At 69.7% G+C, this 24,694-nt stretch carries 22 protein-coding genes and 3 tRNA genes; 8 read left to right on the plus strand and 17 right to left on the minus strand.

Annotated features, from left to right (window positions below):
• Window positions 1-32: 32 nt before the first annotated feature.
• The 4 genes from rplK to BX266_RS14490 form a co-directional block, all read right to left on the minus strand.
• Window positions 33-467: a 50S ribosomal protein L11 gene (rplK, locus tag BX266_RS14475; RefSeq protein ID WP_030457453.1), complete on the minus strand. Its 435-nt coding sequence runs from the start codon at window positions 465-467 to the stop codon at window positions 33-35.
• A gap of 167 nt (window positions 468-634) precedes the next feature.
• On the minus strand, window positions 635-1,510 hold the full coding sequence (gene nusG / locus BX266_RS14480) for a transcription termination/antitermination protein NusG (protein ID WP_099899974.1): 876 nt from the start codon (window positions 1,508-1,510) through the stop codon (window positions 635-637).
• A 180-nt stretch (window positions 1,511-1,690) separates the two neighbouring features.
• Window positions 1,691-2,053 (minus strand): preprotein translocase subunit SecE, encoded by a 363-nt coding sequence (secE, locus tag BX266_RS14485; RefSeq protein WP_099899976.1) that lies wholly within the window; start codon window positions 2,051-2,053, stop codon window positions 1,691-1,693.
• Between the two features lie 141 nt (window positions 2,054-2,194).
• Window positions 2,195-2,267: transfer RNA gene (locus BX266_RS14490), tRNA-Trp, on the minus strand.
• Window positions 2,268-2,574: 307 nt separating this feature from the next.
• Between BX266_RS14490 and BX266_RS14495 the strand changes: the two genes are divergently transcribed.
• Both BX266_RS14495 and BX266_RS14500 read left to right on the plus strand, forming a co-directional pair.
• Complete coding sequence (locus BX266_RS14495) at window positions 2,575-3,813, plus strand: pyridoxal phosphate-dependent aminotransferase (RefSeq protein WP_099899978.1); 1,239 nt, start codon at window positions 2,575-2,577, stop codon at window positions 3,811-3,813.
• A 93-nt stretch (window positions 3,814-3,906) separates the two neighbouring features.
• Window positions 3,907-4,929, plus strand: coding sequence for an adenosine deaminase (locus BX266_RS14500; protein ID WP_099899980.1), 1,023 nt, complete (start codon window positions 3,907-3,909; stop codon window positions 4,927-4,929).
• Here BX266_RS14500 and BX266_RS14505 read toward each other — a convergent pair.
• The 10 genes from BX266_RS14505 to BX266_RS14550 form a co-directional block, all read right to left on the minus strand.
• Window positions 4,926-5,300, minus strand: coding sequence for a hypothetical protein (locus tag BX266_RS14505; protein ID WP_099899982.1), 375 nt, complete (start codon window positions 5,298-5,300; stop codon window positions 4,926-4,928). The genes BX266_RS14500 and BX266_RS14505 overlap by 4 nt on opposite strands.
• Window positions 5,301-5,385: 85 nt before the next feature.
• A complete protein-coding gene (locus tag BX266_RS14510) occupies window positions 5,386-6,414 on the minus strand; it encodes a UDP-N-acetylmuramate dehydrogenase (RefSeq protein WP_399171291.1) in 1,029 nt (342 codons plus the stop codon).
• A 59-nt stretch (window positions 6,415-6,473) separates the two neighbouring features.
• Window positions 6,474-6,866, minus strand: coding sequence for an antibiotic biosynthesis monooxygenase (locus BX266_RS14515; protein WP_099907860.1), 393 nt, complete (start codon window positions 6,864-6,866; stop codon window positions 6,474-6,476).
• Window positions 6,867-6,919: 53 nt separating this feature from the next.
• Entirely contained in the window at window positions 6,920-8,341 is a 1,422-nt protein-coding gene (locus tag BX266_RS14520; protein ID WP_099899984.1) for a DHA2 family efflux MFS transporter permease subunit, read from the minus strand.
• Window positions 8,342-8,431: 90 nt separating this feature from the next.
• Entirely contained in the window at window positions 8,432-9,007 is a 576-nt protein-coding gene (locus BX266_RS14525) for a TetR/AcrR family transcriptional regulator (protein ID WP_259464700.1), read from the minus strand.
• A gap of 82 nt (window positions 9,008-9,089) precedes the next feature.
• Window positions 9,090-9,518: a MaoC family dehydratase gene (locus tag BX266_RS14530; protein ID WP_099899986.1), complete on the minus strand. Its 429-nt coding sequence runs from the start codon at window positions 9,516-9,518 to the stop codon at window positions 9,090-9,092.
• Entirely contained in the window at window positions 9,515-9,976 is a 462-nt protein-coding gene (locus BX266_RS14535; protein ID WP_099899988.1) for a MaoC family dehydratase N-terminal domain-containing protein, read from the minus strand. Before BX266_RS14535 ends, BX266_RS14530 begins: the two co-directional genes overlap by 4 nt.
• 94 nt (window positions 9,977-10,070) lie before the next feature.
• Entirely contained in the window at window positions 10,071-10,235 is a 165-nt protein-coding gene (gene rpmG / locus BX266_RS14540) for a 50S ribosomal protein L33 (RefSeq protein WP_006604855.1), read from the minus strand.
• A gap of 83 nt (window positions 10,236-10,318) precedes the next feature.
• Window positions 10,319-10,391: transfer RNA gene (locus BX266_RS14545), tRNA-Met, on the minus strand.
• Between the two features lie 42 nt (window positions 10,392-10,433).
• A tRNA-Thr gene (locus tag BX266_RS14550) sits at window positions 10,434-10,506 on the minus strand.
• A gap of 309 nt (window positions 10,507-10,815) precedes the next feature.
• Between BX266_RS14550 and BX266_RS14555 the strand changes: the two genes are divergently transcribed.
• The 3 genes from BX266_RS14555 (at window position 10,816) to BX266_RS14565 (ending at window position 15,300) form a co-directional block, all read left to right on the plus strand.
• Window positions 10,816-12,069 (plus strand): hydrolase, encoded by a 1,254-nt coding sequence (locus BX266_RS14555; RefSeq protein ID WP_099899989.1) that lies wholly within the window; start codon window positions 10,816-10,818, stop codon window positions 12,067-12,069.
• A gap of 289 nt (window positions 12,070-12,358) precedes the next feature.
• On the plus strand, window positions 12,359-12,781 hold the full coding sequence (locus BX266_RS14560) for a hypothetical protein (protein WP_099899990.1): 423 nt from the start codon (window positions 12,359-12,361) through the stop codon (window positions 12,779-12,781).
• Window positions 12,778-15,300: a tetratricopeptide repeat protein gene (locus tag BX266_RS14565; RefSeq protein WP_259464701.1), complete on the plus strand. Its 2,523-nt coding sequence runs from the start codon at window positions 12,778-12,780 to the stop codon at window positions 15,298-15,300. Before BX266_RS14560 ends, BX266_RS14565 begins: the two co-directional genes overlap by 4 nt.
• 600 nt (window positions 15,301-15,900) lie before the next feature.
• On the opposite strand, the gene BX266_RS14570 is transcribed toward BX266_RS14565, so the two are convergent.
• Window positions 15,901-19,905, minus strand: a complete 4,005-nt coding sequence (locus tag BX266_RS14570) for a HEAT repeat domain-containing protein (protein WP_147437097.1) — start codon at window positions 19,903-19,905, stop codon at window positions 15,901-15,903.
• Window positions 19,906-19,940: 35 nt separating this feature from the next.
• Between BX266_RS14570 and BX266_RS14575 the strand changes: the two genes are divergently transcribed.
• The 3 genes from BX266_RS14575 to BX266_RS14585 all read left to right on the plus strand — a co-directional run bounded on the left by BX266_RS14575 (window position 19,941) and on the right by BX266_RS14585 (window position 22,959).
• A complete protein-coding gene (locus BX266_RS14575) occupies window positions 19,941-20,138 on the plus strand; it encodes a hypothetical protein (protein WP_099899994.1) in 198 nt (65 codons plus the stop codon).
• Between the two features lie 548 nt (window positions 20,139-20,686).
• Window positions 20,687-22,036 (plus strand): PIN-like domain-containing protein, encoded by a 1,350-nt coding sequence (locus BX266_RS38065; RefSeq protein WP_143686929.1) that lies wholly within the window; start codon window positions 20,687-20,689, stop codon window positions 22,034-22,036.
• A 368-nt stretch (window positions 22,037-22,404) separates the two neighbouring features.
• Window positions 22,405-22,959, plus strand: coding sequence for a hypothetical protein (locus tag BX266_RS14585; RefSeq protein WP_180290491.1), 555 nt, complete (start codon window positions 22,405-22,407; stop codon window positions 22,957-22,959).
• Between the two features lie 64 nt (window positions 22,960-23,023).
• Here the strand turns inward: BX266_RS14585 and BX266_RS14590 are convergent, their stop codons facing one another.
• Entirely contained in the window at window positions 23,024-23,776 is a 753-nt protein-coding gene (locus BX266_RS14590; protein WP_099899998.1) for a glycosyltransferase, read from the minus strand.
• Between the two features lie 2 nt (window positions 23,777-23,778).
• Window positions 23,779-24,567 (minus strand): GntR family transcriptional regulator, encoded by a 789-nt coding sequence (locus tag BX266_RS14595; protein WP_099900000.1) that lies wholly within the window; start codon window positions 24,565-24,567, stop codon window positions 23,779-23,781.
• Between the last annotated feature and the right edge of the window lie 127 nt (window positions 24,568-24,694).

Raw genomic sequence — 24,694 nt, forward strand, 5'->3', positions numbered from 1 at the left:
GCTGGCCCTACCACGGTGGACGTACGGGCTGGTCAGCCCTCGACGGTGATGCCCATCGACCGGGCGGTGCCGGCGATGATCTTCTCCGCGGCGTCCAGGTCGTTGGCGTTCAGGTCGGGCATCTTGGTGGTGGCGATCTCGCGCACCTGGGCCGAGGTCAGCTTGGCGACCTTGGTCTTGTGCGGCTCCTTGGAGCCCTTGTCGATGCCCGCGGCCTTCAGGATGAGGCGCGCAGCCGGCGGGGTCTTCGTGACGAAGGTGAAGGAACGGTCGTCGTAGACCGTGATCTCCACCGGCACGATCATGCCGCGCTGCGACTCGGTGGCCGCGTTGTACGCCTTGCAGAACTCCATGATGTTGACGCCGTGCTGGCCCAGCGCGGGGCCGACCGGCGGCGCCGGGTTGGCCGCACCGGCGTTGATCTGGAGCTTGATAAGCCCCGTGACCTTCTTCTTCTTGGGAGGCATGTCTCTCCGGGTCCTTCCGAGAGGTGAGTGCTGATGCGCCTGGACCCCGGGGCGAAACCCGGCCGCCAAGGCACACATCGGACCAGGCTAACCGCTGATGCGGTGCTGGACCAAAACGGTTCCGGGGCGGGGGCCTTCGCCCCCGCCCCGGAACCGTTGCGCGTGGATCAGTTCTTCTGGATCTGGTCGAAGGAGAGCTCGACCGGGGTCTCCCGGCCGAAGATCTCCACCAGGCCCTTGACCTTCTTCGAGTCGGGGTTGATCTCGTTGATGGTCGCCTGCAGGGTCGCGAACGGGCCGTCGGTGACGGTGACCGAGTCGCCGACCTCGAAGTCCAGCACCTGCACCTCGACCGGGCGGACCGGCGAGGCCTTGCCGGCCTCCTTGGCGGCGGCGCGCTCGACGTCGGGGGCGAGCATCTTGACGACCTCGTCCAGGGTCAGCGGGTACGGGTCGTAGGCGTTGCCGACGAAGCCGGTGACACCGGGGGTGTTGCGCACGACGCCCCAGGACTCCGGGGTGAGGTCCATGCGGACCAGCACGTAGCCGGGGAGCTTGTTCTGCCGGATGGTCTTGCGGTCGCCGTTCTTGATCTGGACGACCTCCTCCTGCGGAACCTGGGACTCGAAGATGTAGTCCTCGACGTTCAGCGAGACGGAGCGCTGCTCCAGGTTCTGCTTCACCCGGTTCTCGTAGCCCGCGTAGGTGTGGATCACGTACCACTCGCCCGGGGCGCGGCGCAGCTGCTCGCGGAACTCGGCGACCGGGTCGCTCTCGGCCTCCTCGGCCGGCTCCTCGGTCTCCTCGGCGGGGGCCTCGTCGGCAGCGCCCTCGGCCTCGTCCACCTCGTGCACGGCCTCGACCTCGGCCGGCTCGCCGGCCTCCTCGTCGGCGGCCTCGACCTCGTCCTCCGCGGCGTCCGCCTCAGCAGCCTCTGCGGTCTCCTCGGCGACGGGCTCGACGTCGACAGCCGCGTCCGGCTCGGCGGCGACATCCGCCTCGCGGACGGTCTCGTCGGCGTCGTACAGGGGGGACTCAGACACGGTCGCTGCTTCTTTCCTGGTTGGAACGGGATACCTCATCAACAGTACCGACTCAACGGTAGTCGCCCGCTGTCCTTCGCGCCGACAGCTCGACCCGGGCCGAAGGGTTCGGCCCGGGTCGGGGTGGAGTATCGGTGCGGGACCCTGCGGGGATCCCGGTTCGGTCTGCCGGATCGGGCGTCAGCCGAAGACCCAGAAGGCGAGCTTCGAGAAGCACCAGTCGAGACCGGCGACCAGCAGCATCAGCACGATCACGAAGGTCACCACGACGGTGGTGTACTGGATCAGCTGGTTGCGGGTCGGCCAGACCACCTTGCGGAGTTCGGCGATGATCTGGCGGTAGAAGATCGCGATCCGGGCGAACAGGCCCTTCTTGGCCCGCTTGCCGGACTTCTTGCCACCCTCGCCACCGGCCTTGTTGGCACGCCGACGCTCGCGGCGGGACAGCTTGCCGTCCGCGGCGGTGGTCTCGTCCGCTGCGCCGTCGGCCCCCTCGGGGTTGCCGCTCTCAGGCGTTGCGGTGGAGCCCGTGGTCTCCGTCACTCGTCCTCACCTGAATCCGGGTCCTGCGGAGGTCCGTGCCTGGTGCACGGGCGATCCGGCGAAAGCACTGCTGGGTGGGGCCCTCTCCGCATCAAGCCCGCTCGCTCTGCGGAGCGAACGGGCTTGGCACGGATCAAGCAGCAGGGCACGAGGGACTCGAACCCCCAACCGCCGGTTTTGGAGACCGGTGCTCTACCAATTGAGCTAGTGCCCTTCGAAACCTCGCGGCTCCGATGTGGCCCCAACCTACCGCATCCGACCGGCCGTGTGGTGAACCCGACCGACGGATCCGCACTTCGGGAGCCATCGAGCAGTGAGTGTACGGGTTCTTCGCCGATTGGTCGAACCTCATTCACCGAGATCCGGATTCACCGACTTTCGCCGCGATCCGACCGAGAATGTCCGGCCGTCAGCGTGTTCCGCCCGAGATCGTCCGGCGGCCCGTACGGATGCCGGAACGCCCCCGTACGCATGGTGAAACCGCGATTCCCGCGGCCCCGGCGGTCTGGGACCATTCAGACATGAGCGCACCCACCCCCGAGAACGTCTCCCCCGCGAACCGCCGGGTCTCCGCCCGGGTCGGCGCCATCGCCGAGTCCGCCACCCTCGCCGTCGACGCCAAGGCCAAGGCCCTCAAGGCGGCCGGCCGTCCGGTGATCGGCTTCGGCGCCGGCGAGCCCGACTTCCCGACCCCCGGCTACATCGTGGACGCCGCCGTCGCTGCCTGCCAGGACCCGGCCAACCACCGCTACACCCCGGCCGGCGGCCTGCCGGAGCTGAAGGCCGCGATCGCCGCCAAGACGCTGCGCGACTCCGGCTACCAGGTGGACGCCTCGCAGGTGCTGGTGACCAACGGCGGCAAGCAGGCGATCTACAACGCCTTCGCCGCCATCCTCGACCCGGGCGACGAGGTGATCATCCCCGCGCCGTACTGGACCACCTACCCCGAGGCCGTGAAGCTGGCCGGCGGCACCCCGGTGGACGTGATCTCGGACGAGACCACCGGCTACAAGGTCTCGGTGGAGCAGCTGGAGGCCGCCCGCACCGCCAACACCAAGGTGGTGCTGTTCGTCTCGCCGTCCAACCCGACCGGCGCGGTGTACACCGAGGCCGAGGCCGAGGCGATCGGCCGCTGGGCGCTGGAGCACGGCCTCTGGGTGCTCACCGACGAGATCTACGAGCACCTGGTGTACGGCGACGCGAAGTTCACCTCGCTGCCGGCCCTGCTGCCCGAGCTGGCCGACAAGTGCATCGTGGTCAACGGCGTGGCCAAGACCTACGCCATGACCGGCTGGCGGGTGGGCTGGATGATCGGCCCGAAGGACGTCGTCAACGCGGCCGCCAACCTGCAGTCGCACGCCACCTCCAACGTCTCCAACGTGGCGCAGCGCGCCGCGCTGGCCGCGGTGGCCGGCGACCTGTCCGCGGTGGACGAGATGAAGACCGCGTTCGACCGCCGCCGCCGCACCGTCGTGGCGATGCTGAACGAGATCGATGGCGTGCTGTGCCCCGAGCCGGAGGGCGCCTTCTACGCCTACCCGTCGGTCAAGGGCCTGCTGGGCAAGGAGATCCGCGGCAAGCGCCCGGAGACCTCGGCCGAGCTGGCCGCGCTGATCCTGGACGAGGCCGAGGTCGCGGTCGTCCCCGGCGAAGCCTTCGGCACCCCGGGCTACCTGCGGCTCTCCTACGCGCTGGGCGACGCCGACCTGGTCGAGGGCGTCAGCCGGATGCAGAAGCTGCTCGGCGAGGCCCGGGACTGACGGCCCGTCAGCACTGCCCCTCGCACCTCACCCGTTCGGGCGAGGTGCGAGGGGCAGTTCCTGTTTCCGGGTGTTTTGCGGCAGGATCGGTGAATGGATCGCCTGCGTGATGTCCGGAGCCTGCCGAAGGCCCATCTGCACCTGCACTTCACCGGTTCGATGCGCCCCGCGACGCTGCTCGAACTCGCCGACAAGCACGGCATCCGGCTGCCCGAGGCGCTCAGCTCCGACCATCCGCCGAAGCTCCGGGCCACCGACGAGCGCGGCTGGTTCCGGTTCCAGCGGCTCTACGACACCGCCCGGTCCTGCCTGCGCGACGAGTCCGACATCCGCCGCCTGGTCCTGGAGACCGCCGAGGACGAGCGCGCCGACGGCTCCCGGTGGCTGGAGATCCAGGTCGACCCGACCTCGTACGCCCCGCTGCTCGGCGGGCTGACGCCCACCCTGGAGCTGATCCTGGACGCCGTCCGGGAGGCCTCCGAGGCCACCGGCGTGGGCATCCGGGTGCTGGTCGCCGCGAACCGGATGAAGTCCCCCATGGACGCCCGGACGCTGGCCCGGCTGGCCGTCCGCTACACCGACCAGGGGGTGATCGGCTTCGGCCTGTCCAACGACGAACGCCGGGGCCTGGCACGGGACTTCGACCGCGCCTTCGCGATCGCCCGGCAGGGCGGGCTGCTCGCCGCCCCGCACGGCGGGGAACTCGCCGGGCCGGACTCGGTCCGGGACTGCCTGGACGACCTGGGCGCCGGCCGGATCGGCCACGGCGTGCGCGCGGCCGAGGACCCGCGGCTGCTGCAGCGCCTCGCCGACCGCCAGGTCACCTGCGAGGTCTGCCCCGCCTCCAACGTCGCCCTCGGCGTCTACGACAGCCCCGAGGAGGTCCCGCTGCGCACCCTCTTCGAGGCCGGCGTCCCACTGGCCCTCGGCGCCGACGACCCGCTGCTGTTCGGCTCCCGCCTCGCCGACCAGTACACCCTGGCCCGCGAGTCGCACGCCTTCACCGACCCCGAACTCGCCGAACTGGCCCGCCAGTCGATCCGCTCCTCGCGGGCCCCCGAGCACGTCGCCAAGGACCTGCTGGCCGAGATCGACGCCTGGCTGGTGGACGCCTAGGCCCGGCGGGCCAGCGCGGAGACCGCGGCGGCGAGGACCGCACTGGTGGTCATGGCGCCGACGGCGACCATGGCCACGCCGATCACGTACAGGCCGTCGCCGCCGGACCAGTCGAGCCAGGCAGCGCCCGCCAGGCCCGCGGTGGTACCGGCCACCGCGTCCCGGACCGGACCGCGGGACGCCGACCAGCAGACCGCCGCGGCCGCCGTCAGCACCAGGCCGAGCACCTGCCACGCCTGGTACGGCCCGGACTCCGACCCGTCGGGGAGCACGTCCTTGTGCTGGTCCCAGCCCAGCCAGCATGCCCAGGCCAGGGCGGAGACCAGCAGGGGGACGAACAGGGGCGCGCGCTCGGCGAAGGTCCTTCTCATGGGCAGAGCTTCGCGCGCCCGGGCCACGGGTGGGCAGGGTGCGGATACTCAGCCTGTGCCTGAGTACCCCGCGACGGCGGACGGCTCAGAGCCGGACGCCGACCATCACCGGCTCGTTGACCAGTTCCACGCCGAACGCCGCGCGGACGCCGTCGCGGACCTCGCGGGCGAGGGCGAGCAGGTCCTCGGTGGTCGCCGAGCCGCGGTTGGTGAGGGCGAGGGTGTGCTTGGTGGAGAGGGTGGCGGGGCCGGAGCCGTGGCCCTTGCGGAAGCCCGCGTGGTCGATCAGCCAGGCGGCGGAGGTCTTGGTGCGGCCCTCGCCCGCCGGGTAGCTCGGGGCCGTCAGCTCGCCCAACCGCGCGGTGAAGGCGGCGAACTGGGCGTCCGTCAGGATCGGGTTGGTGAAGAAGGAGCCGGCCGACCAGGTGTCGTGGTCGGCCGCGTCGAGCACCATGCCCTTGCCGGCCCGCAGCCGCAGCACCTCGGCGTGGGCGTCCCCGAGCTTGACCCGCTGCCCTGGCTCGACACCCAGCGAGCGGGCCACCTCGGCGTACCTGACCGGCGAGGACAGACCGCCCTCGTCCGCCAGCGCGAACCGCACCCGCAGCACCACGTACCGCTCGGGGTCGGCCTTGAACAGGCTGTGCCGGTAGGAGAAGGCGCAGTCGGCGCCGGCCAGCGTCACCGTCTCGCCGAGCAGCCGGTCGTAGGCCACCACCTCGGTGATGGTCTCGGCGACCTCCTGGCCGTACGCCCCGACGTTCTGCACCGGCGTCGCGCCGGCCGAGCCGGGGATGCCGGCCAGGAACTCGATGCCGGCCAGGCCGGCCTCGACGGTGCGGGCGACCGCGTCGGACCAGACCTCGCCGGCTGCCAGTTCCAGCGACGTCCCGTCGAGGGCGAAGCCGGTGGTGGCGATCCGCAGCACGGTGCCGGGGAAGCCGGCGTCGCCGATCACCAGGTTGGAGCCGCCGCCGAGCACCAGCAGCGGCTCGCCCGCCCGGTCGGCCTCGCGGACCGCGGCCACCACCTCGGCGTCGGTCTCCGCCGTCACCAGCCGCCGGGCGGGGCCGCCGAGGCGCAGGGTCGTCAACGGGGCCAGCGGCGCATCCATCTCCACAATCACGGCCCCAGCGTAAGCGACGCCGGGGCCGTGGCTGCGGTCCGCGCACCCTAGGCGGCCCGGCCGGCTTCGAGTTGCCGGTCGGCTTCGGGCCACTGCGGGGCGGCCGGGTCGGGGGCGTCCCAGGTGGCGAAGGCGGAGTGGGCCATGACGGGGCGGAGCGAGGTCATGGCGCGGCGGTGGGGGTCGGAGCGGACGAAGGCGGTGAGCGCCTCGCGGTCGGTCCAGCTGGAGAGCACCCAGAAGGTGCGCCGCAGCGGGGCGGCCCGGAGCGAGACGCCGAGGGCGCCGGGGGCCTGCTGGGCGTGGCGGCGGACCGCGAGGGACCGGAGCAGGAAGCCGGGGACGTGCCGCAGGCCGCGGACCTGGAGTTCGGCGGCCATCACCACGGGCCGGGCGGGCGGCTGCCGGGCGGCGGGGCCGGTGCTCCACGGGATCGTCATGGACAGCACGGAAGGTGCTCCTCTCGGTGGTGGGGCGGTGGGGTGACGGCGGGTCAGGAGCGGCCGGCGGCGACGGCCACCGGCGCCTTCTCGGTGGGGACGGCCGCCCGCATGCCGTGCCGGCGCGGCACCAGGGCGGCGGCGAGGGACCCGACGGCGACCACGGCGGCGCCGACGATCAGCGCGGGGACGAGTCCGTCGGTGAAGGCGGCGGCGTCGCCGTAGCCGCCCTGGGCGGAGAAGACGGCGGACAGCACGGCCACGCCGAGGGCGCCGCCGACCTCGCGCATGGCGTTGTTGGCGCCGGAGGCGATGCCCTGTTCGCCGGGGCGGACGCTGGCCATCACCAGGTTGGCGGTGGGGGCGAAGTAGAGGGACATCCCGATGCCGCAGACCACCAGGATCGGGATCTGCTGCCCGTACCCGGCGGAGTGGTCGGCGAGCAGGGCGAACCCGGCCAGGCCGAGGGCCTGCAGGGCGAGTCCGGTGACCACGATGGGGCGGCCGCCGATCCGGTCGGTGAGGAGTCCGGCGAGCGGGGCGACCAGCAGCGGCATCGCGGTCCAGGGGAGCATCCGGACGCCGGCCTGTTCGGGGGTGTAGCCGCCGATGCCCTGGAGGTACTGGCTGATCAGGAAGATCGAGCCGAACATGCCGAGGTACATCAGCAGGCTGGCGGCGTTGACGGCGCTGAACGCCCGGTTGCGGAACATCCGCATCGGCAGCATCGGGCGCTTCGCCCAGCGGATCTCGTGGACGACGAAGGCGAGCAGCAGCAGGACGCCGGCGATCAGCGAGCCGAGCACCATCGGGTCGGTCCAGCCGTCGGGGTTGCCGCGGACCAGGCCGAGCACGATGCCGAACAGTCCGGCGCTGACCAGCGCGGTGCCGGGGACGTCCAGCCGGGGGTTCTCGCCGCGGCTCTCGGCGAGGCCGCGCCGGGCGAGTGGCAGCAGGGCGAGGCCGACCGGGACGTTGACCCAGAAGATCCACTGCCAGGAGAAGCGCTCGGTGAGGGTGCCGCCGATCAGTGGGCCGGTGGCGACGGCGAGGCCGCCGACGCCGGACCAGATGCCGAAGGCCATGCCGCGCTTGGCGACCGGCACCGCGACGGTGAGCAGGGTCAGGGTGAGCGGCATCATCACCGCCGCGCCGGCGCCCTGGACGGCGCGGGCGGCGATCAGCGACCCGATGTTCGGGGCGAGCGCGGCGGCGGCCGAGCCGAGCGTGAAGACGGAGAGCCCTGCGAGGAACATCCGGCGGCGGCCGAACCGGTCGCCGAGGGCCGCGCCGAGCAGCAGCAGGACCGCGAAGGTCAGGGTGTACGCGCTGACCGTCCACTCCAGGTCGGCGAGCGCGCCGCCCAGGTCGGTACGGATCGCGGGCAGTGCGGTGGTGACCACCAGGTTGTCGAGGCCGGCCATGAAGCTGGCCACGCTGACGACCACCAGGGTCCAGACGGCTTGCCTGTTCACGATGCTTCCCCCAGTCGTATGAAAGGTTGTGATTGATCAATAACTTTTGTGGGCCGAAAAAAGGCGCGCCGCCACCCTCGGCGGAGCGCCTCAGCTCTCCCCGGCCTGCTTCTTCTCCAGTTCGGCGAACCCGGACCAGATCTGATGCTCCATCGGATACCCCAGGGCCACCAGGGTGTTGATCAGCATGCCGTGCGCCATGAACTCGGTGGCCATGGCCCGCTCGCCGCCGATCCGCTCCCGGATCCGCTCGAACAGCCGCAGCCAGCCCTCCCGGGCCATCTCACCGATCTCGCCCTCGCCGGCGGACTCCGCGGCGAACACCGAGACGTAGATCTGCATCTGCATCATCACCTGCTCGCGGTCGGCGACCAGGTTCAGGTACGCCTCCCCCATCGCCTGCCGGGCCCGCTCGCCCGTCATGCCCTCCGAGGCCCGGTCGAAGACCCGCCAGGTCTCCTCCATGCAGTGCTCCGCCGCCGCCTGGAAGATCGCCTGCTTGTTGGGGAAGAGCCGGAACAAGTACGGCTGCGAGACTCCCACCCGGCGGGCGATCGCCTCGGTGGACGTCCCCCGGTAGCCACCCCGGGCGAACTCCACCATGGCCGCCCGAACGACGCTCTCGCGCCGCTCCTCGGCGGACATCCGCATGCTGTTCCTGGCCATGACTTCAGGTTAGTGATTGGCCAATAACTTTGCAAGGGGGAACTGCGGGCGAGGCCCCGGGCTCCCCCGGGGCCTTCGGTCCTCAGCCCAGCCGGACCACCGCGCGCGCCATGCCGAGCACCTTCTGGCCCTCGCTGGTCGCGGTGAGGTCCACCCGGACCCGGTTGTCGTCCAGCAGCGCGGCGACCTTCGCGGTGACCTCGATGGTCGCGCCGACACCGTCGTTGGGAACGATCACCGGCTTGGTGAAGCGGACGCCGTACTCGACCACCGCGGCCGGGTCGCCGACCCAGTCGGTGACCACCCGGGCGGCCTCGGCCATGGTGAACATGCCGTGCGCGATCACGTCCGGGAGGCCGACCTCCAGGGCGAACTTCTCGTTCCAGTGGATCGGGTTGAAGTCGCCCGAGGCACCGGCGTACTGCACCAGGGTCGCCCGGGTCACCGGGAACGACCGGGCCGGCAGCTCGGTGCCGACCTGGACCTCGTCAAAGCGGACCGCCACGGTCACTCCTCCCCGGCTTCGTCGGCGGCACGGGCCACCAGCGTCATGATCGACGTCACCACGTGCTCGCCGCTCGCGTCGTGCACCTCGCCACGGACCGTCAGCACGTCATTGCCCGCCAGCGACTTGATCGCGTCGATCGAGACCGTGACGGACAGCCGGTCGCCGGCCTGCACCGGGCGGGAGTACGCGAACTTCTGGTCGCCGTGCACCACCCGGCTGTAGTCCAGGCCGAGATCGGAGTCGTTGACGACCTGCGCGGCGGCCCGGAAGGTCAGCATGAACGGGAAGGTCGGCGGAGCGATGACGTCCGGGTGGCCGAAGGACTTGGCCGCCTCGGCGTCGGTGTACGCCGGGTTCGGGTCGCCGATCGCGGCGGCGAACTCGCGGATCTTCTCGCGTCCGACCTCGTACGGCTCGGTGGGCGGGTAGGTCCGCCCGATGAACGAGGGGTCGAGCGGCATGGAGCAACTCCTCTGATGGTGCGTCCGGTCCGTGCTGCAGAAATGACTCCAGGCCGCTCCCCGTAGTGGGGTGCGGCCTGGAGTCGAGGCAAAGTCAGCGGGTTTCGCGGTGCGCCGTGTGAGAGTTGCAACGCGGGCAGTGCTTCTTCATCTCAAGACGGTCCGGGTCGTTACGCCGGTTCTTCTTGGTGATGTAGTTCCGCTCCTTGCACTCCACGCAGGCCAGCGTGATCTTCGGGCGGACGTCAGTGGCAGCCACGGGAGTGCCTTCCTGGGACAACGAATAAGAACACAGACAAGAGTAGCCGATCGGGAGAAGTCCCCCCGATCGACTACGCGGAGTAGCGGTGACCGGACTTGAACCGGTGACACAGCGATTATGAGCCGCTTGCTCTACCAACTGAGCTACACCGCTTTGATGATCGGACCCTCACCGAGGTGAGGAGCTTTTCACCAGAGCCCCCATGCGGAATCGAACCGCAGACCTTCTCCTTACCATGGAGACGCTCTACCGACTGAGCTATAGGGGCGAACGAGGAAGAGATTACACGGTTCCGGGCCAGAGGTGAAATCCGTATCCGCGGCGGATCTCCGCAGGTCGGCGGGCCCGCACTGACGGGTCGTCACCCGACACCCGTTCGACTCGGCCGGCAACCGGAGCGCGGCCGCGCCGTCCGCCGGAACGCGCCGACACGTCTGACGGCCCGCATCCGACCGTCCCGGCCGGGCGCGGCCTAGGCTCGACCGTCAGTGATCTCTCGCGGGTGCGCCGCAGGCCGGCCGCTTCGAACCGACCGCGGGGCCGCCGGGCGGTCGACGGGACTGGAGGAACGGGGCCGATGAGCGAAAGCAGCGAAGGCGCCCAACCGCCGCCGGCCGTCAACCCGCTCGGGCACGGGCCCGTCCTGCTGCTCACCGGAGCCCGCCTGGTGGACGGCCGGGTGGTGGACGTCCGGATCAGCGGGGACCGGATCCAGGCCGTCGGCACGGTCGGCAGCCTCGGACCGATGCCCGCCCTGCCCGGACAGCCCTCCGTCACCACCGGCGCGCGCATCGACCTCTCCGGCTACCTGCTGCTGCCCGCCCCCGCCGAGCCGCACGGGCACTACGACAGCGCGTTCTGCGCGGCACCCGGCGCCGACCGCGCGGACGGGCCGGCCGACCTCGTCCGCCGGGTCACCGAAGCGGCGCTCACCTCCCTCGGGTACGGGGCCACCGCCCAGCGCACCCACGTCCGGATCGGCGACGCGCACGGCCTCGGCCGACTGGAGGCCGTCCTCATGGCGCGTCAGGCCCTGCGCGGACTGGCCGAGGTGCAGGCCGTCGCGATGCCCCGGCTGCTCACCGGGCTGGCCGGGGCGGACGGGCGGGCGCAGCTGCGCGAGGCGCTCAAGCTCGGCGCGGACGCGGCGGGCGGGTGCCCCGACCTCGACCCCGACCCGGTCGGCTACATCCAGGTGCTGCTGGCCGCCGCGGCCGACGCCGACTGTCCGATCGACCTGCACACCAACGCCGCCGACCAGGCCCAGCTGGCCCGGCTGGTCGGGGCGCTGGCCCCGCACCGGCCGCGGGTCCTGCTCGGGCCGTGCACCGCGCTGCCGGCCGGCGGCTCCACGGTGCTGGCCACCGCCGGCATGCGGGTGGTCTGCCTCCCCCAGAACGGCGCCTGCACCGGCCTCGAAGACCCCCCGGCGGGCCTGCGCCCCTCCCTGGTGCGCGAGTTGGCGCACGCCCGGGTCGCCCTGACGGCGGGCGGCGGCGGCCTGCGCGACGCCTCCAACCCGGTCGGCCGGGCCGACCCGCTGGACACCGCCCGGCTGCTCGCCGCCGGCGGCGGGCTCTCCCCCGAGTCCGCCTACGACGCCGTCTCCACCCAGGCCCGGGCCGCCCTCGGCCTCCCCGCCGTCCGGGTCGACGCCGGCTTCCCGGCCGAACTCCTCGCCGTCCGCGGCGACACCCTCGACGGCGCCCTCGCCGGCGGCCACTCCCGCCTGGTCGTCCACTGCGGCCGCGTGGTCTCCCGCACCAGCGCCGTCCGCGAGTTCGCCGACACCGTCACCCTGGCCCTCCCCCGCCAGCACACCCAGGGCTGAGCACGTCGGCGGTCGGCCCCGGCCGGGCGGGCAGGTGCAACGAAGAAGCCCCCGGCTGCGTTTCCGCAGTCCGGGGGCTTCTTCGTTATCCGGTGGCTGGTGCAGGGTTCGAACCTGCGTAGCTTGCGCGACAGATTTACAGACCGCACGCCGAACTCCTCCGACGTGGGCACCTTCTGTGCTGCCGAGACCGGGTCCCACAGGTTTCCCGTAACCACCATCCATCGGCCACTGGACTCCTAGGCTGATTGAGCGTCAGGTGATTTCTACTTGAGGGGGTTTGAGCGTGATGAGTACGGAGATCGCGGAGCTGGTGCAGCAGGCCGGGCCTTATCTGACCGCAGCCGCCGGCGCCTACGGTGGTGCTGTCCTGACCCGGGCGGAAGACGCCGCAGCCGATGCCACCGCCAACCTCGGCCGCCGCATCCTCCAGACCCTCTGGCACCGCCGCTCCGAAAGCGGACAGGCCGAACTGGAAGCCGCCGTCCTCGACGTCGCCGACGACACCGACAACGCGGACGCCGCCGCGGCGCTGCGCCAGCAACTCAGGCGGGCCCTGCGCGAGGACGCCGAACTCCGGGCCGAGATCGCCAGCCTGCTGCCCGCACAGACTGCCGCAACCGTGACGATCACCGCCTCCGGCGAACGCTCCATCGCCGCCCACACCATCACCACCGCCATCACCGGCGACGGCCACCCCGCCAACCAGTGACCAGCCCTCACAGCGAAGCCTCCGGACAGCGAGCGATCGCCGCACAGAACATCGGTACCGCCAACACCGGCGACACCATTGGCCTGCCCGCCGAGATCCTCACCGCAGCGCGCGACGTGCCGGCCCCACCCGGCCTCACCAACCTGGCGACCCGCCCGCTGTGCATCGGACGCGACGACGCCCTCACCTGGCTCCGTGCCACGCTCACCTCCACCGGCGGCTCCGCCATCACACAGGCGTCCGCTGTCCACGGCCTGGGCGGCATCGGCAAGACCACCCTCGCCCTCGCCTACGCCCACCGCCACCGACCGGACTACACCGTCATCTGGTGGATCAACGCCGACTCACCCGCCCGCATCGAGCAGTCCCTCGCCGACCTCGCACGACGACTCCTCCCAGCCTGGGCCGACAAGGCACCCCAGGACGCCTGCGCCGAGTGGGCCAAGACCTGGCTGCAGTGGCACCCCGGCTGGCTCCTGATCTTCGACAACGCCGAAGCCCCCACCGACCTCGGCCCCTACCTCGGCTCTCTCGACCGCGGCCATCACATCGTCACCAGCCGCCGCGCCACGGGATGGCCCCGCACCATCCCCACCCGCTCCCTCGGCACCCTCCACCCCGACGAAGCCGCCGAACTCCTCTGCACCTACGCGATCGAGGGCCGCCCGCCCACCCCTCGCGAACTCCAGGATGCCCGGATGCTGGCCGCCGACCTGGGCCACCTGCCCCTCGCCCTGGAACAGGCCGGCGCCTACCTCGCGGAGAACCCGACTACCACCATCGACGCCTACCGGAGGTGCCTGGGCACCAGACTCGACAAGGCCGCCGACGGCATCGGCGCCGAACGCACCATCGCCCGTATCTGGACCCACACCCTCCAGGCCCTCACTGCCCACAGCCCCGTGGCCGTTCAAGTCCTGCGCACCCTCGCCTGGCTCGCCCCCGACGACACCCCGGTCAGCCTCCTCGAACCGCCGAACGCGGACCCCGACGATCTCGCCGAAGCACTAGGCGCCTTGCGCAGGTACAGCATGGCCACCGTCACCCCGGACAGCATCAGCGTCCACCGCCTCCTCCAGACGGTCCTGCGCCACACTGCCCCGGCCGAACCCGGCCACCCTCCCGCCGGCCGCCGCGAAGCCGAACACGCCCTCGACCGCGCCCTCACCCCCCTGCCGGAACCCACGACCGGGCCCGCTCGGGAATGGGACACCCTCATGCCCCACCTGATCGCCCTCGCCGAAACCACACCCCCCGGCCACCACGACGACTCCACCACCACGTCGCTGTACCTCACAGCTGCCCAGTACCTCTACCGACAGGGCCACGACGCCCGCACCATCCCCCTACGGAAAGCCGCCCTCGCCCAGTACGAGCAGGTTCTCGGCGACACCCACCCCCACACCCTGGCCAGCCGCAATAACGTCGCCAGCGCCTACCAGGCGGCCGGAGACCTCGAAAGCGCCATCCCCCTCCACGAGACCACCCTCGCCCAACGCGAGCAGGTCCTCGGCGACACCCACCCCGACACCCTTACCAGCCGCAACAACCTCGCCAGCGCCTACGAGGCGGCCGGAGACCTCGAAAGCGCCATCCCCCTCCACGAGACCACCCTCGCCCAACGCGAGCAGGTCCTCGGCGACACCCACCCCGACACCCTGAGCAGCCGCAACAACCTCGCCGGCGCCTACGAGGCGGCCGGAGACCTGGACCGCGCCATCTCCCTCCACGAGACCACCCTTGCCCAGTGCGAGCAGGTCCTCGGCGACAACCACCCCGACACCCTGAGCAGCCGCAACAACCTCGCCTACACCTACCGGTCGGCCGGGGACCTCGACCGTGCCATCCCCCTCTACGAAACCACCCTCGCCCAACGCGAGCAGGTCCTCGGCGACAACCACCCCGACACCCTCATGAGCCGTAACAACCTCGCCAGCGCCTACCGGTCGGCCGGGGACCTCGACCGCGCCATCCCTCTCTACGAAACCACCCTCGCCCAGTGCGAGCAGGTCCTCGGCGACAACCACCCCGACACCCTGACCAGCCGCAGCAACCTCGCCTACGCCTACCAGTCGGCCGGGGACCTCGACCGCGCCATCCCCCTCCACGAGACCACCCTCGCCCAACGCGAGCAGGTCCTCGGCGACAACCACCCCGACACCCTCATGAGCCGTAACAACCTCGCCAGCGCCTACCAGACGGCCGGGGACCTCGACCGCGCCATCCCCCTCTACGAAACCACCCTCGCCCAACGCGAGCAGGTCCTCGGCGACAACCACCCCCACACCCTGACCAGCCGCAACAACCTCGCCAGCGCCTACCAGGCGGCCGGGCACACCGACCGCGCCATCCCCCTGTTCGAAACCACCCTCGCCCAGTGCAAGCAGGTCCTCGGCGACAACCACCCCGACACCCTGATGACCCGCGGCAACCTCGCCTACGCCTACCGGGCGGCTGGGCACACCGACCGCGCCATCCCCCAGTACGAAACCACCCTCGGACCGGACAGCTCCTCGTAGCCTGTCCGGGCAACTGTCCGGCCCATTGCCGCAGTTCAGCCACCAAGCCCGGACACCCGGACAGGCCGGACACGACCCCACCTGTCCACGTGTCCGGGCATGACCCCGAACTCAAACAGGCATCCGGCAGCAACAACCCCACACGCCCCACCAGGCGAAGCTCAGCAAGGGAAGCAGCGAGCATCGACCCCAGGCCGGCCACCCACTCGGTTTTGCGGTCGGCTTTACAGGCCGCTCTCCGATCACGGACAGTCTTGTCGCTGACCTGCGGCGGAGCACTGAAGACAGCGCCTCGGACCGAACTTGGTCCGTCACTGGTCCGGATCATGGCCTGGAGGCCCCCCAGAGACGCGTTGGCCTTTGCCCCTCGGTGGTGCCCGACCGCAGGTGGAGGCTGAAACACCCTGTGGGTGTTTCAGCCTCCTTGGCCGACCCTGTGACACCGCCGCCAGAGGCTGTCGCTGCCGTGCCACTGCGATTCGCGCAGGTCAGCGACGCCGCGGCACCCGTCGCCATCTGACTCCGCACGCGATCAACCAAGTAGATCCCGAATTCTTGATGCCCGGGAGTTGACGTACCGCTGCGACAACTGTGCGGCTCCTACTGTTTTGACTGAGGCCGCTGTTCCAACAGCGTCAGGGCCTCCTCGGCAGTTCGCCTGACCTCTTCGTCGTCGTGCTGCTCCATGGTCCGGATGAGTGCGAAGGTGTCGGGTTCGTTCGGCCACAACATCGCGAGCACCTTGATCACGTACACCCTGATGCCGACCGGCCGGTCGCTCTTGGTGTGCTCGCGCAGGACAGACCAGGCCACGTCCGGGTAATTCGCTGTGAGTACTTCCAGGGCGGTGCTGCGAACGTCCGGGTCGGTGGTGGTGTCGGTGGCGGCGGCCAGGACCACCTGGCGGGTATCCGGGTCGTCCGGCCACCGATCCCCCAGCACCAGCAGGGCGGTGCCGCGGACGTCCGGGTCGGTGGTGGTGTCGGTGGCGGCGGTCAGGACGGCCTGGCGGGTGTCCGGGTCGTCCGGCCACCGATCCCCCAGCACGTCCAGGGCGGTGCTGCGGACGTCCGGGTCGGTGGTGGTGTCGGTGGCGGCGGTCAGGACGGCCTGGCGGGCACCTGGGTCGTCCGGCCACCGCTCCCCCAGCACTTGCACGGCGGTGCCGCGGACGATCGACTCGGCGGCGGTGGCGGCGGTCAGGACGGCCTGGCGGGTATCCGGGTCATCCGGCCACCGATCCCCCAGCAGGTACAGCGCGGCGCGGCGGACATCCGGGGTGGTGTCGGTGGTGGCGGCCAGGACCGCCTGGCGGGTGTCCGGGTCGTCCGGCCACCGCTCCCCCAGCACTTGCACGGCGGTGCGGCGGACGGTCGTCTCGGCGGCGGTGGCGGCGGTCAGGACGGCCTGGCGGGTGTCCGGGTCATCCGGCCACCGCTCCCCCAGCACCAGCAGGGCGGTGCCACGGGCATACGAGTCGGTGTCGGTGGCGGTGCTAAGGACGGCCTGGCGGGTGCCCGGGTCGTCCGGCCACCGATCCCCCAGCACACGCAGGGCGGTGCCGCGGGCATACGAGTCGGTGTCGGTGGTGGCGGCCAGGACCGCCTGGCGGGTATCCGGATCGTCCGGCCACCGCTCCCCCAGCACACGCAGGGCGGTGCCGCGGACGATCGACTCGGTGTCGGTGGTGGCGGCCAGGACCGCCTGGCGGGTATCCGGGTCGTCTGGCCACCGCTCCCCCAGCACGTCCAGGGCAGTACCACGGGCATGCGAGTCGGTGGTGTCGGTGGTGGCGGCCAGGACCGCCTGGCGGGTATCCGGGTCGTCCGGCCACCGCTCCCCCAGCACGAACAGAGCCGCGCGGCGGACCATCGAGTCGGTGTCGGTGGTAGCGGCCAGGACCGCCTGGCGGGTATCCGGGTCGTCTGGCCACCGCTCCCCCAGCACGTACAGAGCGGCGCGGCGGACCATCGAGTCGGTGTCGGTGGTAGCGGCCAGGACCGCCTGGCGGGTGCCCGGGTCGTCTGGCCACCGCTCCCCCAGCACGTCCAGGGCGGCGCGGCGAAGGAATGGATCCCAAGGAACGCGTGCTTGGTGGGCTGTTTCCTCCAGGTCTCGGCTCAGTGCCGCAGCTACGTCGCCGCCCTGGAACCTGTTCTCCGGCGATCGGGCCGCGTAGTACCAGCGTAGGTAGCGCTCCCGGCCGCTCCAGAAGCGGTCGAAGGTGCCGAGGGCCGGAAGTGCCTCCTCGATGGAGAGATATATCGACCGGCGCAGTGCGGTGGTAAGGGCATCGATGACAGTGTCACTCTGCACGGCCACCGACAGGTACCGGTCTTTGGCGCTCGCGGCGGGGGAGGCGCCGATCTCCTTGACTTCGGCCAGGACACGGATAGCCAGTACCAGCATTGGCACCGACCACCCCGCGGCGCTCTCATTGCGCCGGTGCTGGAGGAGGAGGTGCGCAATGAAGGCCGCCACGCCGCGCTGATGGAGGTTGCCGGCCATGAGGAGCAACACTTCGTGCCACGTCGGGTTCCCGGCGCGCTCGGTCAGGACCTCGACTATCTCGTCGCGGGTCCATTCCTCCTCGTGGGAGCGGTCCAGGAGTTCGGTGGCGGCGAGGTATTCGAGGAAGGTGCGGTGGACGAACCCGTAGATGCCACCTCCGTAGTGGGCGAGCAGGAAGTTGCGGGTGCGCAGCCGGTCGACGACGTGTCTGGCGGCGATGTCGGCGGCGGTGCGGGAGATGTTTTGTTCGGTGAGGTAGGTACTGATGATTCCGGTCAGTTCGTCGTGGTGGATGAAGGTGCCGGCGGTACGGCCTGCGCCTTCCTGCATGCGGCGGGCGATGCGTTGCAGCACCTTGAGGCGTCTGTCGACGTTGAGCCATTCCAGTGCCTGGGCGGCCTCCCCGGTGGCGGGAGAGTGGGGGGTGAGGAACTTGGCGTCCTTGTCCCACTGCTCAATCAGGACCTCCACCGCGTGGGCATAGACCTCTCGTCGTTCGCGGGGGATGGTCTTACCGAGGCCCATGGATGCGAGAACGGTCAGCAGCAGCGGGTTGCCGGCCAACTCTGCGACCGCCCGCACTCCTCGTACCGCTCCCAGCAGGCGCTGGGTGAGCTGGGAGGCAAGGGAGGGATTCTCCGGGTGGGCGGCGGTGTACCAGCGGCGGATGAACTGCTTGACCTGCCCTCGCTCCAGGTCCTGGAGCATCACCTGCGCGAATCCGGCCGCAGTGAACTCGCCCGCCCGGTAGCCGTACTCCCGTGATGTCACCACTACCCGCACATCAGGGTGCCCGGAGGCGAAAGCGGTGATTCGCCGAGCGGTCTGGGCCCGCACAGCCGGATCGAACACCTCGTCCAGGCCGTCGAAAAACACCACCGTCCGCCCCTGCGCGAGCAGACTCTCCAAAACCGGCCGTGTCAGGCACATCCGGTCCTGCCGGTCCACATGCTCCAGGAAGTCCTCGATCGTCCGATCACGCCACTGCGGCTCCGCGTACTGCCGCAGCTCCACCACCAGCGGCACCAGCCCCGAGAGCCCGTCGAGCTCGGCCGGCAACTCCTCCAACGCACCGGCCAGCACCAGCGCGGTGTACTTCGCCAGCGTCGACTTCCCCGCACCCGGATCACCCAGCACCACCAGCCGCCGACCCCCCTCGCCCGCCAACACCTCCAGCACCGGCCGCGCGGGCTGCGCATGGTAGGCCTTGCGCAGGGCGCGGGCCGCCTCGGCCTCCATCCCCGGCGGCAGATCCGTGTCCGCCAGCTCGCCCGCCGCCAGCAGCCGACGCACCTCGCCGGGCACCTGGGCCACGTGCGGGCGACACAGCTGCGGCATGAACACCTGCCGCACCTCGATCTTCGGCTGCTCACCGGCGCTGCCGGAAGCGCCCAGGACATCGAGGTTCAGCCGCCAGTGCAACTCCCGCACCCGCCGCCGGTACGCCTCCACCGCGGCGGCCCACTCGGCGGCACGCATCTGGTCCTGCGCGGCCGCATCCCCGGCGCCAGTTGCGCGGACGGCCTCACGCTCCGCCCGGGCCCCTTCCAACAGTCGCTCCCACCGCGACCGCTCCGCGCGCAGCCACCGCTCCTCCACCTGTCCGTCGGCCGCCAGCGAGGGGAGCCCGGCCCAGGAAGACCACACTGCCACCACCGCCAACAACACCTCGGCATCCTGCGGCACCTGTGCCTCACCCGCGCGGCCGATCGGGGGTACCCACGAGCTGATCCGCTTCCCGGCGAACCTCTCCACCCCGACGCGTCCGGTGCGCCGTACCGCCTTCTGCAGCTCCAACTGCCCGCACAGGGCCTGCTGAGCCCTGCGCCCCTGCTCCGCCCGCTCCTTTAGCTCCAGCAGCCCCCCGTACAGCGCCTGCCGCTTCGGCCCCAATTCCAGCTCGCTGTCCGGCATCGCCCCGCCACCCCGCCTTCCGCCCGCACGTGCCCGCCCCACCCGCAACAGGCCCGGCGGGCACCCCTGACCCGCCATCGCTGACCAGCAGCGTAGTGCCCAACGCGCCCTCTGCACCCGCGACTTGGGACACCCCGCGCCCCTCGATGTCACATTCGGTACCGACGCCGGGCCCGGCATCCCAACACCAGCGACCATCGATGAGGACACCCGTCATGAACGACGACTTCACCACCCACAAGTTCGAGCCCGCCACTGGACACACCGACGCCGGCATGGCCAGAGACACCGCGGCCGCCCCCGCCGGGACCTCGATGCTCCGCCAAGCCGCGCGCGCAGCCCTGCTCTCTCTAGCCGCCGCCCCCGCCCCGATCCTGATCGCCCTCGTCGACCGGTGGCTGAAGACCCACTGACGCCCAACCCAGGCATGGCCGCCACGTACTGCGAGGCGGCCACCACTCCTGTGCATTGCCGGAGTCGGAGGAGCGGAGACTGCGCGAGGAGTTGGAGACCGAGTTCCCCGCAATTGGTCCGGATCATGAAGGCTCGCGCCGTATGACCCGCCACCAGGCAACGGCGTGGGTAGCCGAACCACTCATCGAGTTCAGCCTTCGCGGTGGGCCGCTGCCACTGGCCTGCCCACGGAAGGCTCGGCCGGGCGACTCCACCACGCCGTCAGGAACTCTGGGCTCGATCTGATGCGCCTGGGCACGCCGCTGCATCCGTCCGACCGTGACGGGAAGCGCACCAGCAGGGCTTCATCGCAAGCAGGTTGCCGTCGATGATGACTGCGCCGGCTCGGCGAGGTGTTGCTGGGGGCTCGGCAGAGACTCACAGCCGCGATCGAGCTAAGCCGGGTGTCCGAGATCCGGCCGAACTGCTACGACCGGGAGCGATCTTGATGCATCATGCTGATCGAACTGGCACCACCCCCCAACCCAGCGCGCGGTCGGAGTTTCTGGTGAACGAGGAATCGACAGATGATCGAGGTTCGAAAAGCCTCCACGAGTGGTTCCCGGCATACCACCCAAAGGGCACGCCAGAACTATCAAGCCTGATTCAATCTGGGCTGATTGCACTGGACGCAAATGTCCTCCTGGACTTGTATCGATATATCCCTCAAGCCAGAGATGAGCTTGTGGCCGCACTGCGAAAGCTGGGCGACAGACTTTGGGTTCCTCACCGGGCTGGCCTGGAATTCCACGAGCGACGTTTCAATGCAATTGCAAATCAGCAGCGAAGCTTTGATGATGCCACCGCCGCCCTGAATCAGGCAAAGATTCAAGCCGTGAAGGCGCTGGAGCAATTGCAGGCCACGTGCTCCATCCGGGCGGAAGACACGATGCAGTGGATAGAGACACTGGAAGAAGCATTTTTGGGAGTCGATGGCTCAATCCAGAACCAGCGACAGCACCTCGACATCGATCCGGACTCCGCGATTACTGGAGATCATGTTCTTACTGAAATTGATGAACTTCTGAATGGAAAGGTCGGCCCGCCACTAGAAAGCGAGGCTCTCTCAAAGCTCCGAATTGAAGCCCCGGACCGATTCGAAAAGAAGATTCCTCCAGGATTCGAGGACTCCGGCAAGCCGAATGACCTCGCGCTGGGCGACCTGATCATGTGGGAACAGCTCCTCTTGGAAGCTGCAGGCCGACGGCTTCCAGTACTGCTGGTTTCTCGTGAGCAGAAGCCAGACTGGGTACGCAGGAGAAATGAGCACGTGCTCGGCCCCCATCCACTACTTGTTGAGGAGATGAGGGATCGGGCGGGCGTCGCCTTCCACCTGATTCATCCCGGCGATTTCCTGCGCCATGCCAAGGAGGCTCTCCGAGTCGTAGTGAGCCCCTCAACAGTCGAAGCAGTAACGCGGAAGAGCGGCCCCGAGATTGACCAGGCAGGGCGACGAGCGGCAATCCACCGGAGGCTGGTACACAACGCGGGCCCCTTGTCGGATTCGGAGATTTTTGATCAATTGGAGGTGCTGCACCAAAGAGTTACTAAACTTGCAGAACGCCAACGCGCGATGCATAGTTTGGCTGATTCATCCGAGCAGGTAATCGAGGCGATGAAGCAAAATCCGGAAAACTACTCCAACCAGGAGCGCGAAGACGCAATTCGCAAGTACTTTCGCCACAACGCAGAGCTAGACCTGATTGGTCAGGCGATGGTCGAGGTCGACGCGGAATGGAAAGATCTGACAAGATTTCTAAGCACGGAACAGCACGAACGGGTGGCCCGCATGCGACCACGGTGGAAGGCGGGCCATTGGGCCGAGACCCCCGACCGTCATACCCCCCAACCCGACTGAAGCTGCTGTCGTGAAGGTGTCAGCCCCAAGCGCTGGGCGGTGCCTCCCGCATCGCCATCCCTGAATCGTGCGCCACAGCGGGGAAGAGCTGAACCACCAGTGGGCAGAGACCGCATCGTGCATGCCCCGTGCAGTGGTGGTTCAGCCCGACAGCACACGAGAGAGCGCAGATGTCACCGCACTGTCACTGACATCTTCCCAGCTCACCACCTGTGCAGTGACAGAGTGACAGCTGTGACACTGCCTGCCAGGCGGACCTGTCACAGTTCGCTGTTCTTGGCGCAGAAGTCGCTCCCCTGCAACTCAAGTTACCCAATAGGATCTTCCGCGTTCTGGCCCTCGCAGACCGGCCAGGGAACGGGGGGCCAATGGACACGATCACTCAGTTAGTGACCATCGCTGCTGTTTTGCTGGGATCGCTGACGACGTATGCCACGAATCAGTTGGTGGAGCGGAGTAAGCGGCGAGAACTGCGTCGGGTCCGCTGGGACGAGAAGAAGCTCGACGCCTATGCCGAGTACATCGGACGGGTGCGCGCCGTCATCCACGCCAACGTGCTGCTGTACGAGGTGCGCGAGGAGATGCGTGCGATGCCTCGCAGCGAGCACGACCTGGCCATGGACCTCACCGATGCGACGGCCGCGCAGGCCATCGCCTTCGAGCGCGTGATGCTGCTGGCAGGTGATGAAGTGGTCAACTCGGCGCACGCTGTCCAAGAGGCGACCGCTGCAATCGGATGGCATGCCCGTGGTGTGGTCGCCGGGACGCTCGACGAGTGGCGGGCACGGAACGCTGCGGCCTTCGGCGCCATCAACCTGTTCCACCAGCGCGCCCGGGCCGACCTGGGAGTGAGCGGCAGCTTCGAGGGCGAGGCCCATTCCGCCCGCGGGCTGCTGCTGCCCGGCACCCGAGAGGCGGAGTAGAACAGAGAGGCCCGGGTCCGACAGCGGAGTGCGCTGCTGGGCCCGGGCCTTCTTGCGTTGTGGATCAGGCGTCGATCCGCCACTCGCCGAAGCTGGCGAGCGCCCGCGCGCGTGCCTCGACAACCATCATGCGGGCTGACCGTTCGCCTTCCTGGACGTGAGCCGCCTGGCTGGTGCTCTGGCCCGGCCACTTCCGGTAGAGCAGACCGGTCTCTGCCGTGAACCATCCTCGACTGACCGCATCGAGCGCCATGAGCAGGCCCGTGTCCTCCGAGGCCGGAAGCGCCATCCATCCGCCGAGCGCGAGCAGGAGGTCACGCCGCACGCACAGCGTGGCGGGATGGACCTGCGCGCGAAAGTCGTGAGCTGTCCAATGGCCGAGGACTTCGCCGCGCTCGATCAGGCCCTCTGGCGGATCCTGGTCGAATCCGACAGTCGTCCCGTCCGGCAGCAGGTCCAGGACCCTCGACGTGGCCCAGCAGACTCCCGGTTGCTGGAGCGCGGCGAGGTCGCGGGCCAAGGTACCCGGGGTGAGCATGTCGTCGGCGTCCAGCACCTTGACGAACTGGCCAGCCACCCGGGAGAGACCAAGCGTCCGGGCGACGCCGGCGCGACCGTGCCGACCTTGCCCGAAGCTGATGCGCGCGTCGTCCGGCACGTGCGGCAGGACCGCATCAGTCTCCCCGTCCTCCTGGATGACCCACTGCCACTCCCAGCCCTCGGGAAGCTGCTGTTCAAGCAACGACTTGTACGCGTCCGGCAGGAACTCAGCCGATGGCCCGTGAACCGCCGTGATGACGGAGATGATGTTGACCATGCTCACCACCTCTTCAGGGGAGTTGTGAACACCATCTCAGTGCGGTCGCCGGGCAGGACCACGTTCGACACCTCGACCACCCGCCCCTCGGTGTCGTAGCAGATCTTGCGGAGCACGAAGACCGCAACGCCGGCCCGAAGGTCGAGCTCCTCGGCTTCGTCAGGCGTCGGCGGACGCGCCGTGACGCGTTCCTCAATGCGGTCGAGCTCGATTCCGATGGTGAAGAGCTGGTTCTGCGTACCTCCCGGCCAGGGCTCGCGGGAAGCATCGAGCAGATCGGGGTTGGCCTGGACTGCCTCGTACACCAGGTACGAGCGAGCAAGGTTGAGCGGCACACCCTCGTCCCGATAGCTGGTGCGGTACGTCCGCTCCAGCAAGGCCGTGCCGGCCGGTACCGCAAAGAGGTCCGCGAGATCCGAAGCGGCCTCGACCTGCCGAAACTCTGCGCTGAACTCCAGGTCGCCGAGCGTCAGTCCGGTGTCCCGTTCGGTTGCACCAGTCTGCTGGCGAGTTTCCTGCGACTGTCGAGCCCGGTCCTTCTCCCACTGGTGACGCTCGTTGGACCGAGTGACGAGCTGGCGAGGCTTGCGCACGAAGTTGCCCTTGCCATGGACCTTGTCCACGGTGCCCTCTGCGGCGAGGACGGCCAGCGCCTGACGGATGGTCGGCAGGCTCGTCTTGTACTGGTTCGTCAGGTCCGGGGTCTCGGAGGGCAGTTTGCTGCCCGGCGCCCACTCGCCGGAGCGGATTCGCTCGCGGAGGCTCTCCGCAATCTTCTCGTACTTGGCCATTTCAGACCTCACTGCCCTTCCTTGAGAGACATTGCAGCTTAAGTCCTCAAGAGGTGTTGACGCGAGGGCTGACGGTCCCTCATAGTCTTCATCACGTCCTCTTGAGGACTTTAGGATAAGTCGACCT

The organism is Streptomyces sp. TLI_171 (genome assembly GCF_003610255.1).
Taxonomy (GTDB): Bacteria; Actinomycetota; Actinomycetes; order Streptomycetales; family Streptomycetaceae; genus Kitasatospora.